Raw genomic sequence first — 17,225 nt, 5'->3', positions numbered from 1 at the left:
AGCACCGGACTCTTAATCCGGGTGTCCAGGGTTCGATCCCCTGACGACCCATCGCAGAACATCAAGCGTTGCTTGGTGTTCTTTTTTGCTTTTCTGCCATGTAACAGAAAGTAAAATTCAGGGCAATTGCGGGTCAAAAATGGGTGAAACGGGTCCTTTTTTGACCAAAAATCAGGAAAAAAGGGGCAGATTTTCCCAATTTTCGCCAGAAAAAAGCCCTTTCACGTCACTTTAGGTCCAATCGTCCAAAAACTTGGGCAAGTAAGGCAGGGGGCCGCTTTTTTTGGCAAATGTTACAAAAAAGTCCGGTTTTGTAACATTCTCTTAACTCTCCCGTCACTTGCTTGGAATTATTTTGCAACTTTCCCCTGTTACTATATTCACTGTCAGGAATGACATATACGAGTTACGGCAGGGCGCTACCGCAGATGCGGCCAGAGGACCCTGCCACAAAGGAGAATTTTTTTGAACATCAAATCTAACGTACTTAAATCAGTATTTGCTGCAGGCTTGGCTTTGACTGGCGTGGCAGCGATCAGCTTAGGCACGAATGGTCAAGCGGACGCAGCCACTGTTGGTGGAACTGTTACCGTTGACTACATTGATGGACAATCAATTGCCACCTGGAGTAATTACGAAAATGCCAAAGTTACCGGTTCAGCCAAGGACGGCAGTTCATGGACTGTCTTAAAGACTGCCAAGGACCTTTCCGGTCACAAGTGGTACAAGATCGGGGCTGGTCAATGGATCTTGGCCAAGTACACCCACGATGCTGCCGCTTCATCAAACACGACTAACAGCACTGCAAGCAGCGCCAACAACTACAGCTACAAGTCAAACGCTGCGTCAAACACGCAAAGCTACAGTTACAGCAACAACTCAAATGCTTCAAGCTACGCAAATACCAGCTCTAACTACTCAAATAGCTACAGCTCAGCCGCAAATACCTCATCATCAGCTTCATCAACGACTTCAAGCTCATCAGCTTCTTCATCAGAATCAGCTGCCAAGGCTTGGATCGCCAACAAGGAAAGCGGTGGCTCATACACTGCCTCAAACGGCAACTACTACGGCAAGTACCAGCTTTCACGCAGCCTCTTGGGCGGCAACACTTCAGCCGCAGCTCAAGAAGCCGCAGCCGACAGCTACGTTGCAAGCCGCTACGGCTCATGGACTGCAGCCAAGTCCTTCTGGGAAGCTAACGGCTGGTACTAAGCCTAAAATTTATTAGCTGATCTAAAACTTAATAATCTAGAGCAAAGTCCAAGCCTTTAAGCTTGGGCTTTTTCTCTGCAAAAAACAGGCAATTTGTTGTAGAAAGAATACCCGCGTTATAATAAAATCGAGGGAATATTAGGAAAGATTGGAAGAACTGAGGTTTAACGAATGAAGAAAATCGTCAAGACGGCTTTGATCGCTTTGCTGGCCAGCGCGGGCTTCGCGGCCATGCAAGCAGCGCCAGCACAAGCGGCTGCTTATTCCAAGGCCCGCTTCACGCTGCCGAAGGGCTACACGAAGGCCAATCTGAAGAAGGCGTACCTGTATTCAGAAATGTCCAAGTTCCAGCAGAAGAAGTGGCTCAAGAACAAGAAGAATGCTGCCTGGCTGAAGAAGTGGCGCAAGATCAATGTCAAGGGGATGAAGGCCAATACTTTTGACCAAAAGGGCCAAGGCGAGTCGGCTAAGGACAACAAGACCGTCGTGACCCTGAAGAATGGCCAGGTGACGCCGGGCCAGGCCAAGACCTTGGCAACTTACTCCCTGCGCCTCATCAACGATGCCCGGGGCAAGATTGGCTTGCCCAAGTGGAAGTACAGCAAGGGCAGCCAGACGCTGGCCAAGTACATTGCGGCCGAATACGTGGCCAACAAGAAGACGATCGCGACCGGCCACTACGTGCCAGGAATCGTCCGGGCCTGCAACAAGGCCGGCCTGCGCCTGCCTGGCAACTACAACTACGTTGAAGACATGGCGGGCTTCAAGGATGGCAAGCTGGTGACCATGACGGCCATGAAGAAGGACATCTACTTTGGCTTGAAGACGATGGTTTTTGGCTACCGGGCCGCCAATCTGGCCAAGGTCAGCCAGCTCAGCCAGTACGGGGAATGGTCCCACGCCGGCGACTTGATGAACACCCAAGGCGGTCATTATGATGGCGACTGGGACTACTACGGCTTCTCCGTTTCTTATACTGGCGGAACTTACTCCTTGCACTACATCGGCGTGCCAAGCCACTTGAAGTGGGCCTACGGCGGCGCCTACTGGGGCAAGTTTAAGGCCTAAATGCAAAAATCGCGGCCAAAAAAGGCATGAATCCAAGCAATTGGATTCATGCCTTTTAATTTCCGGCTTAATTATTTTCAGCGCCAACCATGGCTAAAAACTTTTGCCAGCCAGCCTCGCCTGCCTCATCGGCTTTGTAGACGCCAGCGTCGGCGAGGACTTGGTCAAAGACGTCAAGCAGCTCATGCTGCAGGATTTCATCAACGTTTTGCTGGCTAATGTCTGGGTGCTTTGCTTGCAGCTGCTTAGCCCACGGCAGATGGATCTCGGCGATTTGATTGTCCTGGCCCAGCAGGTATTTCTTAACCTCGCCAAGTTCGTCCTTCAGGCGGCCTGGCAGGATGGCCCGGCCCATGACTTCAATCAAGCCGATGTTCTCCTTCTTGATGTGCCACTTGTCCTGGTGCGGGTGGAAGATGCCCAGAGGGTATTGCTCGCTAGTGTTGTTGTCGCGCAAGACCAGCTCCAAGACATATTCATCCCCATCCTTATGGGCAATTGGGGTCACCGTGTGGTGGCGGACGTCATGCGTTTCCGCGACGATGCCCAATTCGGGATCGCTGTATTTTTGCCACTTCTTGATGATCTTGGTGCCCAACTCGATCAAGGATTCAATGTCCTTGCTGATCAAGCGGATGTCGCTCATTGGCCAGTCGACGATGCCGCCGTGGACTGCTGGGTAGCCGGCAAAAGTGAGCTCCTCCTTGATTGCCGCGTTCATCATTGGGAAGCGGTGGCCACCGCCCTGGTAGTGCTCATGTGACAGAAGGGAGCCGCCAACGATTGGCAGGTCAGCATTTGAGCCAACCATGTAGTGCGGGAACATCTTAACGATTTCCAGCAGGCAGATCAGAGTCTGCTGGTTGATAACCATTGGCTCATGGATCTGGTCCAAAAAGATGCAGTGCTCGTTGAAGTAGGCATAAGGGGAGTACTGCATCCCCCATTTTTCCCCGCCGATATTCATGCGGATGATCCGTAAGTTGCTTCTGGCATTCTTCCCGTAGTCGCCTAAGTAGCCTTCATTTTCCAGGCAGAGGTCGCATTTCGGGTAGTCAGTATCCTTCTTTTTGGCAGCGGCGGCAATGGCTTTAGGATCCTTTTCCGGCTTGGAGAGGTTGATCGTGACTTCCAGCGGGTGCCCATAGGAGCTGGTGCCAGAGAAGACGATGTTCTTGGCGATCGCGGTCTTCTTGACGTAGTTGTTGTGGGTACAGAGATCGTAGAACCAGTCCGTGGCTGCCTTTGGGTTTTCATCGTACTTGTTCCAGAAAAGCTCGTTGACCTTGCTTGGGGCTGGGGTTAAAAAATCGGCCAGCTGGTCAGCCAGGATCTCCCGGCTGGTCGCGTCATCTGGAATCTTGCCTCTTTTAACGGCCAGGTCAACCAGCTGCAGCAGGGCTTCTTCATCAGAAGCAGCCTCGCTGTCAACATCCCCGTCGCCAACCAAGGCCTGCACCCGGTTAAAGAGGTAGACCCGGTCCAGTTCTTGATAATCGTTAGCAGCGATAATTTTTTGCACGAAGTTCTCAATCAGCATTTTGCTTTCTTGTCTCCTTAGTTCTTACAGCTTGTGGGTTCCGTCAACGATCTTGGCTTCATAGAAGCTGGCGGCATAGCCAATGGTTTCTTGGTAGATCTTGCCAACGTTTTCCATGAATTCCGCGGCTTTGTTTTCTTTGACGATGGCGATGGCGCTGCCACCAAAACCGCCGCCGATCATTCTGGCGCAGAGGCAGCCGTCTTGCTTCCAGGCGCTTTCAGCAAGGGTGTCCAGTTCCTTGCCGGTAACTTCGTAGTCAAAGTGCAGGGAAACGTGGGAGGCATTGATCAAACGGCCCAGCTGGTCTAAGTCCTTGTCTGCCATGGCCTTGGTCGCCTTGATGGTTCTTTGGTTTTCAAAGACGGCATGGCGGGCCCGCTTAAGCAGGGTCTCGTCATTGATCAAGTAGGAGTATTCGTCAAAAGTTTCTTCATCAATATCGCCCAAGTGGTCAATGCTGAGCTTTTCCTGCAGCTTGGAAGTTGCTTCCTGGCATTCACGGACGCGGTCATTGTAGGCGGAGTCAGCCAGGGTATGCTTCTTGTTGGTGGACATAATGATGATTTCGTAGTCGCCCAAGTCCAGTGGCAGGTAGTCATACTGCAAAGTCGCGCAGTCAAGGAAGATAGCCTGGTCTTTCTTGGACATGTTGACGGCAAACTGGTCCATGATCCCGGAAGAGAGACCGATAAATTCGTTTTCGGTCTTCTGGCCGAGCTGAGCCAGCTTGACTGGATCGATTTCCAGTCCGTATTCTTCAGTTAAAACGTGGCCAACCAGCATTTCAATTGAGGCTGATGATGACAGGCCAGCCCCGTATGGCAGGTTGCCCCAAACATAGAGGTTGAAGCCATGGTCAATTTCACTTGTCTCGTCTTGTACGTAGGCGGTCATGCCTTTGAAGTAGTTGATCCACTTGTGGTCAGGGTCATTTTCTAACTCGCGGTCGCCAATTTCGAAAATAACCAGGTCGTCATCCATGTTACCGGAGCAGACGGCAATTTTCTTATCTGCCCGGGGACCGTAAGCGGCATAGGTCCCTAAGCTGATGGCACAAGGAAAGACGTGGCCGCCGTTGTAGTCGGTGTGTTCACCGATGATGTTGATCCGGCCTGGTGAGAAGAAGAGGTCGGATGCTTTTTGCTTAAAAATCTGTTCAAAATTATTTTTTAAAAAATCAGTGTTCATTTTTGTGTCCTTATTTGTTACAATTTGTTTGCAGTTAACATTTTAACCGCTTTCAAACAAAAAGTAAACATTTTTGACCAAAAAGGAAACAAAAAATATGAGACTAACATTTAAAAAATACGGCTGGCTTCAAGGGAGAGACCTTTGCGAGTTTGTCCTGGAAAATGATCATGGCATGTCTGTCAAGCTACTGAACTACGGGGCCACTTTAGAAGACGTGGCTGTTCCGGTAGATGGGGCAAAGCGCCATGTCATCCTTTCTTTAAAGCAAGCAGAGGATTATAGCAAAGAGCGCAATTTCTTAGGCGGGACGGTTGGCCGGATTGCGGGCCGGGTCTGGCGCGGGCAGTGGAAGAACGGTGACCATATCCTCCAATTGCCAATCAACGATGGCGAAAATCACATTCACGGCGGCTTTGGGACCGACCAGCAGGTTTGGTCCTTCAGACCAGAGCGGGGGGAAGACTTTGTCTCCGTTCACTTCAGTTTGCTTGATCCAGATGGTCATAATGGCTTTCCCGGCAACCTGCAGCTGGAGGCAACTTACACTTTGAATAATTCTGGTGAACTTTTGTATGATTTGACGGCGTACTCAGACAAGCTGACAATTTTTAACCCGACCAACCATACTTACTTTTGCCTGGACGGCCTGGGGACCGAGATCAACCAGACCAGGCTGTTTCTTGACGCGGACTATTATCTGCCAGTGAAGGAAGATGGTCTGCCGGTCGGCGGAATGGAGTCAGTTGAAGGCACGGCTTTTGATTTCAGAAAGGGCAAGAGCATGGGGGAAGCCTTAAAGAGCGGGGATGCACAGATTGCCTTGCGTGAGGGGCTGGATCATCCATTTATTTTGAATGGGCAAAAGACCGCTGCTAAAGTTGTGGCTAGCGATGGCAAGGTTTCCATGAAGATGAGCACGAACGCGCCAGCAATCGTCATTTATACGGCCAACAGTTTTGGCAAGGTGGAAAAGCTGGTCAAGTACCTGCCGCAATATGGTGGCTTGACCTTAGAGGCCCAAAACGCGCCTGCTCCGGGCAATGACTTGCGTGAAATTACGCTTGAGCCAGGTAAGACTTGGCGCCGACACGTCAGCTGGAAGTTTGACTATTAGTAAATTCTTAGTTCAATCCAAAAATAATCGAAAGCTAACACAAGAAAGAAGCAGAAAAATGATTTTAACGGTCACAATGAATCCATCAGTCGATTACGTTTTATTAAGTGGTAATTAGACCAATTTTGGCCCAAAATAAACAATTCATTGTTAAGGCTGACGCTTTTTTGTTCGAATTTGTCAAAAAGGTGTCAGCTTTTTCATACATTTGTTTTAGAATTATAGGAGAGAGCAGTGGAAACACAGGCATCTCGGTGGAAAAGCTTGCAAAAAGCAAATGAATTTGTTTTGTTAAAAAGTGTTGAAAAAAGTGTTTGCAGATGTTATATTATGTTTGTTAGTGAACATAACCAAACATCTGCTATCAAGAGGCATATAGTATGTTAAAAAGAGAACGTCTTGATCAGATAATGAAGATGGTTACCGAGGAGAACTTCATCTCGGTCGCTGATTTAGCAAAAAGCCTGCAGGTCTCAGAAATGACGATCCGCCGCGACTTAGACGAGTTGTCCAAGTCTGGCAAGGTGATCCGCCTGCATGGCGGCGCCCAAGCCATTTCCAGCCAGGACGGGGTGGAGCAGAGCTTCCAGCAGAAGCGGGGCATTCACAGCCAAGAGAAGCAGGAAATTGCTAAAATTGCTGCGTCGCTGGTACACGACGGCGATACGATCTATGTTGGCCCCGGAACCACTTTGGAAACTATGGTCGCTGACTTAAAACAAGAGAACTTGCGGATCGTGACCAATTCGCTGCCGGTTTTTAAGGCAGCCCGGGAGAACTCGCATAATTACGAGCTGATTCTGGTAGGCGGTTCCTATCGCCGGGTCAGCGGGACTTTTTACGGCGCCCTGTCCAACAACGAATTGGATGCCATGAACTACGACCAGGCTTTCGTTGGCGTCAATGGCATCAGCGACGCGGCCTTGCTCACCGCGGACATCGAAGAAGGGCAGACGCAGAGCATTGGCCTGCGAAATTCCCAGCGGCGGATCATCGTCGCGGACATGTATAAGTTTAACCACCGCGACTTCTACCAGTTCTACAACCTGTATGACATCGATGAATTGGTTACCAATCCCCAAGTTTCTCCTGATATTCTGGAATACTACCGGCAATATACTTCGATACGCACGAGTATTTAGGAACTAGATGAAAGGGAGCATGCGGATGAACTAGTGGATTTTGCTCGTTAGACTAAACTTTTACCTACATTTTTGATATATTTCGCAAAACCATATTCAAAACAAGCAAAAAGCAAGCTGACCAATCGTCGGCTTGCTTTTTAATTTGTTTTCTGTTGATATCGTTGCTGTCTTAATCATTAATAGCGTCACTAAAGGCGTCTTTTGCGGCTTGGTTTTGTGAGACATTGAAGTTTGGCTTGCCATCGCTGCCTGAGTAGGTGTGGTTCTCAGCATCGTGGTTGGCGCCAGTGTCGACCAGGACGACAGGGTGGTTAGCCTTGTCAAAGGCAAAGACGTAGGTGACTTCGTCATCGTCGTCATTGAAGACGGCAACGACGCGGTAGTCGTAGGTTGAGTCGGAACTCCAGCTCCAGCCCATGGAAACCGGACTGCCGCCTACCGTAGCGCTCTTGAAGGCATTTGGGAACTTGCCGCTGGTTACGGTGTCGAATTCATCACCCATGTAATGGAAATCGTAGGACTGGTCTTGAAGCGCGTCATCGTTTTCAGACTCATCATCGAAGTCATCGCCAAGCTCATCATTTTGGTCGCTGCTCCACAGGTCATTCTTGGTTCCCTCGGCTGGCCGGCTTGATCTTGATCTTGAGCTTGAATGAGCTGAGGCACTGGAAGCGGAGCTTGCCTTGCTTGCCTTGCTTGAGCTGGCGGCACTAGCGGCGGAAGCGCTTGGACTTGCTTGACTGCTGTCCAGGGTCAGGTCCACGGTCGTGTTGCCGTCAACTGCCGCTTTAGCGGTCTTGGTAGCATTTTGCGGACCGACCAGCTTGAAGCTGTAGTTGCCAAAAATGTAGCTTGAAGGCAGTTTGGTTGCTCCGGAGGCCAGCTTAGCGGTCTTGGTCCCATCAACGTAAAGAACGCCAGGCATGTTGGTCTTGACTGTTGGCTTGTAGGTCTTGACCATCAGCTTGTATTTTGGATAGATCAAGAAGTAGCGTCCGCTCGTGACCAAGGAGATCTTGTCCTTGGAGTGCGGCACGTAGGCAGAACTCTGGAAGCTGCTGATCAGCTTATTGGCTTGGGAAGGGTGAGCCTGGTAGTACTTCTGCAGCGGCAGGACGCTGTTTGAGCTGACTTCGAAACTGGAGTCGTCAGTCGTCACGTAGGGCGACAGGTCCTGGCTAGTGTTCTTCATGGCCGTGCTGATTTCAGCCAGCTGCTTGTCCTTGCTGTAGTTGGCCCGGCCCACGAAGTAGAGGCCAATCAAGGCCAAGACGACGACCGCGGCACTGATGCCCCAGACGGCCTTTTTCTTGCTCCTGCCTTGAGTCTGGGTACTGGTCCCCATGATGGTCGTGGCTGTAGTTGTGGCTGGCGCGTTGCTTTCATCGCCCAGCGGCGCGCCGCAGTTCTTGCAGAACTTGGCGTTGGGCTTATTCTCCGCCCAGCAGTTTGGACATTTGATCATTTTTTCTTACTCCCCTTTATATGTACAGATAATAGTTAATGGTAAGCCATCAAGCGGGAAAAAACAAGGCCTGGCGGGGCCTTAGCCATTTGAAAAGCGTTTCAGGCTGTTTGCATTTTACTATATATTTTGCCAAAAATCCTGCTCTCTTTTTGTATAAGACAAGCCAAAAATGACCGCTTTTTTCGCTCAGATGAAAATTATTGCCGCGGAAAGTATTGTAGAATACTTTATGAAGCGATCAAGAACAGCGCCTACCTGCTGGTCCTGATCGGCGTCGGCACTTGCCAACCATGGCATCCGGCGTAAAGCCCCAGGTTTTAGGACTTAGGGTCTGGCTCTTATACTTAATTTATCTTTTCACAACTTTGGCCCGGGTGCGTTGCTCGGGTCTTTTTTGTGTGCACAAAAAATGATTCCGCATGAATGACGGAATCATTTTTGATGTTTAATCCTTTCCGCGTTCTTTGCGTTCGGATAAAAGCGGCGTGCTTTCAAGAAGATGGTTGATTTTTGCCAATGTCTCAGGCGCGATATTAATGAATGGCAGGATAGAAGCTAGCGTGCCTAAAGACATCTTGCCCAAATTGTTCAAGTTATTAGGATCCTTGAAGAAGCTTAAAACATCTGTTTCTTTCGAAATTTCCGTTACCAGCTTAGGGTCAGCCATGATCTGCACAACTGGCGTTTCTGCAGTGTAGCGCTCAATGTAGTCTTGATCAGGTACGTAGGAAATTTCATAGCTGCCAGCAGTTAGCGTGAACTGACCGATAGCTTTCTTTTCACCATTGACAATGACGCCGTTCTTTTCACTGCGCGGCAGCTGAACCTTGACGGTTTGTCCGAATGGCACGGTCAAGGACAGCTGGATGGTGTGCTTTGCGTCAGTTTCAATTTGATAGGAAGCAGCGAACTTGCCATAGCTTGACGTGTAGTAGCCGGAGACTTTCTTCAAGCGGTAGTCATAATTAGGGGCGAAGATTAGAGTCTTATAGCCCGGCGTATGGTCGGCAATCCCTAAGAGATAGCGGTAGCCCCATTCCATAATCGCTCCGATTGAATAGTGGTTTAAGGAGTTCATGCCATCCGGGTTCATGGTGCCATCTTCTTGAACAGAGTTCCAGCGTTCCCAAACGGTAGTAGCTCCCATGTTGACCGCGTAAAGCCAACTTGGGAAGTCTTCATTCATGAAAATCTTTGTGGCCAGCTTATGATTGCCGAACTTGGAAAGTACTTGGCAGATAAATGGCGTTCCAACAAAACCAGTCTTCAGATGGTCATTGTCCTTGCCTAAACGGACAGCCAGATCGTGCACGACGCGCTGACACTGGTTCTCAGGTACGAGGCCAAAGTACAGGGCCAATGCGTAACCAGTTTGAGTATCGATCGCCAGACGGCCGTTAGCAGTGATGTATTCTTTCTGGATAGCCTCTTTGATAGCAGCTGCTTGGTCAGCGTACTTTTTGGCATCTTCTTTTTTGCCTAAGATAGCTGCAGACTTAGAGACGATTTTGGATGAATAGAAGTAATAGACTGAGGCAATGAAGTCTTCATCAGTTTTTCCTGTTGGCAGAGCAGGATTTTCACCGTCAAGGGCAATCCAGTCGCCAAACTGGAAACCACCGGTCCAGAGATTAGGGGTCTTGGTGGAATTGCTGATCCAGTCAACCCAGGATTTCATAGCTTGATAGTTTTGCCGAAGAATAGCTGGATCGCCATAGGCTTGATACATGTTCCAAGGGACAATAGTTGCCGCATCCCCCCAGACAGCCGCACCGCCGTCGTCAACGCCCATGGCAGGTGCATACATTGTCAGCATTCCGTCATGCGCTTTTTGCTCAACGGCCATGTCACGGGAGTATTTCTTGAAAAATTCAAAGACGTTTCTGTTTAAAGCCGCAGTGTTGGAGAAAATGTCTGCATCCCCAGTCCAGCCTAAACGTTCGTCACGCTGAGGACAGTCAGTTGGAATGTCGACAAAGTTGGAACGCTGACCCCACTGGATGTTTTGGAATAGGCGATTGACCTTTTCATTGTTAGTCTTCAAATCACCAGTCTGCTCAGATACAGAGTAGACAACGGCAGCCCTGAAATCATTTTTGTTGATTGGCTTGCTGTTGCCAGTTACGCGCAGGTAGCGATAGCCAAAGTAAGTGAAGTGTGGACGAACCCAGCCTTCTTTGCCATCAGAAGTGAATTGGAAGGCCGCACGGGCGTTGCGAAGGTTATCACGGTAGAAGTTGCCGTCTTGAAGGATTTCGCCGGCTTCGAGCTTGATAACAGTGCCCTTTGGTTCACGGTTGAAGAATTCCATCAAGCCAGCATGATTTTGCCCAAAGTCGAGAACGGTTTCTCCAGCAGGAGTGGTGATGACTTCTTTGACAGCCAGACGCTGCTCAATGGCCACGGGAATGCTCAAGCGATCACATAAAACATCATATGGGCAGTCGAGGACTTGGGCTTTTTGCCAGTTCGCAGGTACGATGGTTGCGTCCAGGTCTTCACCATAATAGATGGATGACTTGGTGATTTGACCGGAAGTCGTCAGCCACGATTCATCTGAATTAATTATGGCTGAAGTGCCATCCTCAAAATCAACGTGCACTTCCGCCAACATCCGTTGCTGATCGCCGTAAATCTTTTCCTTGCCGCCATCAAAGCCCATGATACCTTTGTACCATCCGTCACCTAATGAGAAAAGGAGCTCGTGTTCCCCATTGTCTTGCAAAGCATCTGTTACGTCGTAGGTTTGGACTTGAATCCACTTGGTATAGTCAGTGCAGCCTGGGGTCAAAAATTCGGCACCAACTTTTTGTCCATCGATATAAGCCTCATATAAGCCAAGGCCGGTTGCATACAGACGGGCTTTTTTGACAGGCTTGTTGAAAGTCAAAGTCTTCTTAAAAAGCGTGTTTTGGATGTCTTTGTCAGCATTGCCAAGCCACTTGCCGGTGTATTTTTCGGCCATTTTGCCTGTTTCAAAGAAACTTTGAGCACTGGCTTCTTGATCGGCAGTCTTCACAAAAATTTCTACATCGTATCGGGTCCGAGGCGCGAGCTTTAGGTCAGGAGTAAAGAAGTTGCTGTCATAATCCTGCCAGTTTGTATTATAAACTTCCTTACTGTTTGTATAGATAACTAATTTCTTTTGCGCAGCAGAATATTTGTCCGCTTCAACGGCAAATTCTACGCGAAGATCTTTTAATTCATATCCGACCGGTTCGATCATGTGATTGATATATACGTTTGAAATTTTCATAAAAATACCTCCAAATATTGTCTAAAGTAAAGTTTAGCAACTTGGCAAACGCTTTCACCTATCATAAATCGACTTGGACATAAAAACTGCCTGGTAAATTTCGACCAAGGCAGTTTTTTTAAGGATTGAATTCTAAAAGGACGGGTATCTTAAGAGGACTTGCTGTGAGCTTCACGGTATTTTTTGGGAGAAATCCCGACCACTTTACTAAAAAAGTGGTAGAAGTAGTTTTCCGAAGAAAAATCCAAAAGGCGGGCGATTTCAGCGACGGTCAAATCTGTAGTCATTAGCAGCTCCTTAGCTCGGTTAAGACGGACGTTGCGGGCATATGTACTGATTGTCAGGCCATGGCTTCTTTTTAGAAGGCGGTTGAGATACTCGTCATTGTAATGAAGCGCTTTGCTGATTTCTTTTCGGCTGACCTTGCCATAATTGCTTTCAATGAAAGAAATCAACCGATCGACAAGGAAATCTTCCTTGCTGGAATTGATGTCGATGACGTTCAACCTAAAAGAGTGTGGATTCTCTAAACAGGAAAGCAGGCGCAGCAACAGACCCTGTAAGAAAAAGTCAGCACCTAATTTCCTAGTAGCCAATTCTTGCTGCAAAGAGTCCAAGATGGTTTGAAAGCGTCGATCGACCACTGGAACAGTGGGGTGAAATTCCATATAGCTCTTCTTCCAGTTGCCGGATTCGGTGCAATTATTGTGAAGAAAAGAGAAAACTGGCCCCTGCAGCTGCTCTGTGCTTAAGTCATGTGTAATTTTACGGAAATAGTCCTCAGTGAAGTTCAATACCAGCATGAAGCCGTCTTTAAGGTCATCGCTGTGGGTAATTCGCCGGTTGAGAATGCAACCTTCGCCTTTACGGAGAATGTATTCTTTTTCTTCAATAGTTTTAATGACGGTCCCTTCTAAAACGTAAAAAAGTTCAAAAGCGGTATTTTGATGGGGCTGGTTGTTGTTTTCACTTACAAAAGCATCGATGCGCTTGTCTTGAATGTCTGTGTAAAGAATATCGTCGTCGATCGACTGCTTTATGAACATGGCAATGTCGGCATTGTTCTGAATGCTGGGAAAAGCACTGCCAACTGTTTGAATTTCGATTTTTTTGAAAAATTGTTCTGTCTGCTTGTCCATTCTAATTCACCTGATAGTCGATTTTTAACATGGTTTAAATTTCAGCAATCGCTAAATAGCATTATATCATGAAATATTTTTTATTATTATGTAAGCGCAAACTAAGAAGGAGAAGGAAAACATGAGAACGGAATTGAATTTGAATGCAGACTGGCTGTTTCATCTTGGTGAACTGCCACAAAAGCCACGTGAAATTGCCAAAAAAGCTTATGCTTTTGGTGGATTGACTGCAAGTCTCCCCGAAGAAAAACAAGGCCGCTTGAAGGTCAGTCCTGGTGGCAGCAATTTTTTAAAGCTGATTGCTCAAGGAAATGAAGAAATTGGCTTGCGCAACTTGTGCGATACCGACCTTTGCAGCGAGCTGGATGATTCCTGGGAAAGGGTCAGCCTTCCTCATGATTGGAAAGTTAAGCTTCCTTATGAAAATGATCCGAGAAACTTGATGTCAGGCTCTAAGCCTGATGGCGTTGCCTACTATCGCAAGCGTTTTGCCGTCAGCCGAAATTATGAAGGAAAAAAGCTGATTTTACACTTTGACGGCGTCATGCGAATGGTAGATGTGTGGTTGAATGGTGCTTATTTGGGACATAACAATTCCGGCTATGTCGAATTTGAATTTGACATCTCAGGTTTGACTTATTTTGACGATGAAGGGCAAAACACCCTTTTGGTTAAATGTGATACCAGCCGTGGCTCTGAAGGCTGGTGGTACGAAGGGGCTGGCATTTACAAGAACGTCTTTTTGAAAATTCTTCCTCAAGTCCGGATTAATGAAGATGACCTTTACGTCTATACCAAAGAATTGACAGAGAAAGCAGCTGTCTTGGGGCTGGAATTCAGTTTGACCAATGACACTGCTGAAGCCAGAGAGGTGTGTGTGGATTGCAGCATTGCCGGCCAAAATGAAAATATTTCTTTGAAGCTGCCTGCTTATGGCACTGCCTCTTATAAGACAGAAGTTGAAGTAGGCGATCCAAAGGTTTGGACACCGGAAACGCCGAACCTTTATACGGCTAGCTTGGAAACAGAAAATGACAAGGTCGAAAAGTCCTTTGGGATTCGAACTTTCAAATATGACAAGACCGGTTTTTATCTGAATGGTCAAGCTTATGAATTGCACGGCGTCTGCGAACATCAGGATTTTGCAGGCGTCGGGGTTGCTCTGAATCAAGATATTTTAGACTTCAAAGTTAAGACAATGAAAGCGATGGGGATTAATGCCTGGCGCAGCGCCCACCATTTCGCGTCTAAGGAGCTTCTAGCTGCGTGTGATCGCATGGGCATTCTGGTCATCAACGAGAACCGTTTGCCAGAAGCCACGCCATGGCGGCTTTCCGACCTGGAAAAAATGGTCAAGAAGAGCCGGATGAATGCATCAATTGCCTTCTGGTCATTAGGAAATGAAGAATTGGTTGGCAACACCAAATTTGGCAGTCGCAGCATTGCGCAATTAGCAAAGGTTGTCCGCAAGTTGGATAAAGAGCACTTGATTATCTCGGCTGAATTGTTGAGTCCTGATGGCTTCGTGGATGATGAGTACCTGAAGAACTTCGATATTTTGGGCATCAACTATCCTGAAGCCGGAGTAATGGGCTCTGGCGCTGAATTAATCAAGCAAAGCCACCCTGATCTGCCAATGATGAGTACGGAAAATGCGTCTTACTTTTCAACGCGCGGGGTCTACAAAGATAATGGCGACCTGTGTCAGTGCAACAACTTCGGTTCAATGTACTCCATGGTTTTGCCGGGCAAACGCAAACCAGGCGATCCTGGTGTTGGCGGTACAGCGCGTCCTGAAGAAGTGCTGGCATATCTTGATAGCCATAAATATATGGGTGGGGTTTTCTTATGGACCGCTTTTGACTACTTTGGGGAACCATCGCCATTTGGCTGGCCTGGTATCGGCTCGCAATTTGGCATTGTCGATGTCTGCGGCTTTCCTAAGGATTATTACTACTATTACAAGGCACATTGGGTCAAAGAACAAGCTTTTGTTCACCTGATGCCGCACTGGAATGGCGAAGGGCTTGAAATCGATGAAGATGGCAAGACCAAGGTGATGACCTTCACCAACCAAGCCAGCGTCGAGCTCTTTTTAAATGGTAAGAGCTTAGGCAGGAAAGCCGTTCAAGACTGCTGTGCTGAATGGAAAGTCGAATATCAAGCTGGCAAGCTTGAAGCGAAAGCATATGATAGTGCTGGCAATGAAACAGCTGTTGATATTAAGCAGACTGCTGGTGAGACAGCACGACTGGCCACGAGCTTCTTGTATAAGGGCAAGGATTACGATTTAGTTGCAATCCAAGCATTAGACGCAAATGGCGTAGAAGTGCCGCTTGAAAATAAAGAAATTTCAATTGCGGTTGAAGATGGACAAGTTATAGGCCTTGGAAATGGTAATCCGGCCGATACTTCAGACTTCAGCTTAGATACGATTAAGCTCTTTAATGGGAAAGCTTTGGCAATCGTAAAGAAAGAAAAAGAAAAATATAAGCTGAATGTTAAATAGATATGAACAAAATAAGAGGACAAAAAATGAGTAAGATAACGCTTAAAATTGGTGCAGTAAGCATGTCTGCGTTTGCTATGGCCGGCTCCGTTGCCACCTCAGCGATTGCTGCAATTGCTAAATCATTCCCTGACACGCCAATTTCGACTGTGCAATTATTAGGGACTTTGCCTGGATTGGGTTCTTTGATTATTACGCTGATTGCTGGTCAAATGGCAATGCATATTTCAAAGAAGAATTTGGCTTTATTGGGGATTGCTTTGGTTACGGCTGGAGGTCTGATTCCAGCTTTCTGGAATAACTCTATGGCTGGTTTGCTCCTGTGTTCCATTGTCTTGGGTATGGGGGTCGGCTTCATTTCAACTATTAGTCCAATGGTTTTGACGGAAAACTTTGAAGGAGAAGAACGCTCGTCAATGATGGGGGCTAATACGGCAGTTACGTCAATGGGGTCAATGCTTTTGACGGCCGGCGGCGGCTACCTTGGTGCCCAGAACTGGCGTCATATCTACTGGGTCTTCCTTTTGGGGATTATTATTTTCCTTTTGACACTGTTTTGGCTGCCAAATGATAAGGCGAATATAAAGGCTGATAGCCGGAAAGCCGAAAAGAAGGAATCTACTTGGATGATTCTTAAGAATTTAAACCCGTATGTTTACTGGATATACCTGGCTGTCTTTATTTTAGGGATTGCCTACACTGCTTATGCGGCCAACTTGTCGCTTATCGTTGCCGCTAAGCATCTTGGTGGTACCGGGATGACTAGCGCGATCAACGCCTTTGGGACTTTTGTCGGTATCTTTGCTGGCTTAGGATTTAAATACGTTCGTAAGCTTACTAAGCCAAACACTTTGGCAGCTGGTTTCTTCCTTCTGGTTTTGACTTTAGGGATCACATACTACTTTAATAACGTTATTGCCTTAGCTATCGCTGGCGCGCTTGCCGCTGTCACGATGGTTGTCATTATGCCAACAGCTACATTTATGTTGTCAATGCTGTGCCAGCCTCAGCAAATCGCTATCGTGATGTCGATTTTTGCATTTGTAAATGGCTTAAGCTCAGCCATTGCTCCTAAAGTTATCAGCTGGTTGCATGTTCCAGCTGGTGCACCGTCATTTGTCTTCGCTGGCGTTTTAGCTATGGTTGTCGTTATCGCCTTGCTGGTAACTCACTTTGAAAAGAAAGTGGAATCTGGCAGCATGCTGCAAGACGCACCATCTTCAAAATAACGTATTTTTGATTATCAATATCGATACTTCGTTCTTTAATTACTTCGTGTACTTAATTTATCTTTCCACAACTTTGGCCCGGGTGCGTTGCCCGGGTCTTTTTTGGGTAGAGCGTGTCAAAACGTCGGCAGTTAGGTACTTTTGGGGGATTGTTTTGGTCAAAACTGCGGCAGTTGGGTACTTTTGGGGGATCATTTTGGTCAAAATAGCGGTAGTTGGGTACTTTTAGGGGATCATTTTGGTCAAAATAGCGGCAGTTGGGTACTTTTGGGGGATTGTTTTGGTCAAAACGTCGGTAGTTGGGTACTTTTAGGGGATCATTTTGGTCAAAATAGCGGCAGTTGGGTA

12 protein-coding genes are annotated in these 17,225 nt (G+C 47.6%); 6 read left to right on the top strand and 6 right to left on the bottom strand.

The window, feature by feature from the left end; all coding sequences use genetic code 11:
• Window positions 1-465 precede the first annotated feature (465 nt).
• Both OCH80_RS09235 and OCH80_RS09230 read left to right on the top strand, forming a co-directional pair.
• Window positions 466-1,215: an aggregation promoting factor gene (locus OCH80_RS09235; RefSeq protein ID WP_404540292.1), complete on the top strand. Its 750-nt coding sequence runs from the start codon at window positions 466-468 to the stop codon at window positions 1,213-1,215.
• A 171-nt stretch (window positions 1,216-1,386) separates the two neighbouring features.
• Complete coding sequence (locus OCH80_RS09230; protein ID WP_404540290.1) at window positions 1,387-2,283, top strand: SEC10/PgrA surface exclusion domain-containing protein; 897 nt, start codon at window positions 1,387-1,389, stop codon at window positions 2,281-2,283.
• Between the two features lie 67 nt (window positions 2,284-2,350).
• Here the strand turns inward: OCH80_RS09230 and OCH80_RS09225 are convergent, their stop codons facing one another.
• On the bottom strand, window positions 2,351-3,823 hold the full coding sequence (locus OCH80_RS09225; protein ID WP_404540287.1) for a UDP-glucose--hexose-1-phosphate uridylyltransferase: 1,473 nt from the start codon (window positions 3,821-3,823) through the stop codon (window positions 2,351-2,353).
• A 24-nt stretch (window positions 3,824-3,847) separates the two neighbouring features.
• Entirely contained in the window at window positions 3,848-5,014 is a 1,167-nt protein-coding gene (locus OCH80_RS09220; RefSeq protein WP_404540285.1) for a galactokinase, read from the bottom strand.
• Between the two features lie 97 nt (window positions 5,015-5,111).
• Between OCH80_RS09220 and OCH80_RS09215 the strand changes: the two genes are divergently transcribed.
• Both OCH80_RS09215 and OCH80_RS09210 read left to right on the top strand, forming a co-directional pair.
• Complete coding sequence (locus OCH80_RS09215) at window positions 5,112-6,131, top strand: aldose epimerase family protein (protein WP_404540282.1); 1,020 nt, start codon at window positions 5,112-5,114, stop codon at window positions 6,129-6,131.
• 380 nt (window positions 6,132-6,511) lie between these two features.
• A complete protein-coding gene (locus OCH80_RS09210) occupies window positions 6,512-7,273 on the top strand; it encodes a DeoR/GlpR family DNA-binding transcription regulator (protein ID WP_404540280.1) in 762 nt (253 codons plus the stop codon).
• Window positions 7,274-7,445: 172 nt separating this feature from the next.
• Here the strand turns inward: OCH80_RS09210 and OCH80_RS09205 are convergent, their stop codons facing one another.
• The 3 genes from OCH80_RS09205 to OCH80_RS09195 all read right to left on the bottom strand — a co-directional run bounded on the left by OCH80_RS09205 (window position 7,446) and on the right by OCH80_RS09195 (window position 13,139).
• On the bottom strand, window positions 7,446-8,741 hold the full coding sequence (locus OCH80_RS09205) for a DUF4767 domain-containing protein (RefSeq protein WP_404540277.1): 1,296 nt from the start codon (window positions 8,739-8,741) through the stop codon (window positions 7,446-7,448).
• A gap of 448 nt (window positions 8,742-9,189) precedes the next feature.
• Window positions 9,190-12,000 (bottom strand): family 78 glycoside hydrolase catalytic domain, encoded by a 2,811-nt coding sequence (locus OCH80_RS09200; protein ID WP_404540275.1) that lies wholly within the window; start codon window positions 11,998-12,000, stop codon window positions 9,190-9,192.
• 149 nt (window positions 12,001-12,149) lie between these two features.
• On the bottom strand, window positions 12,150-13,139 hold the full coding sequence (locus tag OCH80_RS09195) for a helix-turn-helix domain-containing protein (protein WP_404540272.1): 990 nt from the start codon (window positions 13,137-13,139) through the stop codon (window positions 12,150-12,152).
• A 121-nt stretch (window positions 13,140-13,260) separates the two neighbouring features.
• Between OCH80_RS09195 and OCH80_RS09190 the strand changes: the two genes are divergently transcribed.
• Window positions 13,261-15,648 carry a DUF4982 domain-containing protein gene (locus OCH80_RS09190; protein ID WP_404540270.1) on the top strand — a complete coding sequence of 796 codons (2,388 nt, stop codon included), beginning with the start codon at window positions 13,261-13,263 and terminating at the stop codon, window positions 15,646-15,648.
• A gap of 26 nt (window positions 15,649-15,674) precedes the next feature.
• Window positions 15,675-16,877: an MFS transporter gene (locus tag OCH80_RS09185; RefSeq protein ID WP_404540267.1), complete on the top strand. Its 1,203-nt coding sequence runs from the start codon at window positions 15,675-15,677 to the stop codon at window positions 16,875-16,877.
• A 52-nt stretch (window positions 16,878-16,929) separates the two neighbouring features.
• Here the strand turns inward: OCH80_RS09185 and OCH80_RS09180 are convergent.
• On the bottom strand, window positions 16,930-17,225 hold a 296-nt coding region (locus tag OCH80_RS09180), incomplete at its 5' end, for a hypothetical protein (RefSeq protein ID WP_404540264.1).

Source organism: Lactobacillus sp. 23-2, assembly GCF_044902225.1.
Classification (GTDB): Bacteria; Bacillota; Bacilli; order Lactobacillales; family Lactobacillaceae; genus Lactobacillus; species Lactobacillus absianus.
Note: the sequence above shows the minus strand (reverse complement) of the source record. Positions and strands in the feature narration are given on the sequence as shown.